Raw genomic sequence first — 892 nt, 5'->3', positions numbered from 1 at the left:
CTAGGGGGTGTCCCTAAACGAGAGAAGATGAACTGCGGCCGAGGGTAGCAGTCGTGCCCTCGGCCGAGCATCAGCAGGTGGGGTTGCACTGAAGCGGGGCCATTGCCTACCCCAGGGGATGCACCGACATGAACTCACCGACCAGGAATGGAAGCGCATCCGCCCGCTTCTGCCTCCGCGGCGGGGCCGGCACTCGCTCAAAGGCGAGCGTCTGTTTGTCAGCGCCGTGTACTGGCTCGCCCGCACCGGCAGCCCCTGGCGAGATCTGCCCGGTCGATATGGCAAGTGGAAGTCCGTGTACAACCGCTTCAACAACTGGTCGAAGCGCGGCGTGTGGGAGCGGCTCTTCAAGGAAGTGCAGCTCGAGTCGAATCCTCCCGTGCCGGGGGACGAAGCGTCCATCCTTGATGGCACCACCATCCGGGCGCATCTGGACGCCGCGGGAGGAAAAGGGGGGTCCAACACAACGCTCTGGGACGCTCTCGAGGAGGTTTTTCGACCAAGGTCCATGCCCTCGTCGACAGCCGAGGACGGCCACGCCATATCGAACTGACGCCCGGCCAGCGGCACGAGATGACCAAGGCCGACGACCTGATAATGCACGCGGTGGGCGCGGCCTGCATCGCCGACAGCGGGTACGATGCGGACTGGTTCCGCGCCCTGCTCAAGTTCTTCGGCATGAAGGCCGTCATCGCCTCCAAGCCGGAGCGCCCCAGAGCCCTTTCGAAGGACCGCAAGCTCTACGCCCTTCGTTATCTGGTCGAGCGGTTCTTCCATGGCCTCAAGCGCTTCCGCCGCCTCGCGACTCGATATGAGAAGACAGCCCGCAACTACCTTGCCCTCATCCACCTCGCCTGCACTCGGATGTGGCTCAATTAGGGACACCCCCTAG

General features: G+C 64.0%; 1 pseudogene. It reads left to right on the top strand.

The window, feature by feature from the left end:
- Window positions 1-145: 145 nt before the first annotated feature.
- Window positions 146-879, top strand: a pseudogene (locus D7Y11_RS45435) (IS5 family transposase); the annotation flags it as partial.
- Window positions 880-892: the final 13 nt, after the last annotated feature.

Origin of the sequence: Corallococcus sp. AB018 (assembly GCF_003986945.1) — a bacterium.
Classification (GTDB): Bacteria; Myxococcota; Myxococcia; order Myxococcales; family Myxococcaceae; genus Corallococcus; species Corallococcus exiguus.
The sequence above is the reverse complement of the archived record's forward strand: the minus strand, read 5'-3'. Positions and strand labels throughout refer to the sequence as shown.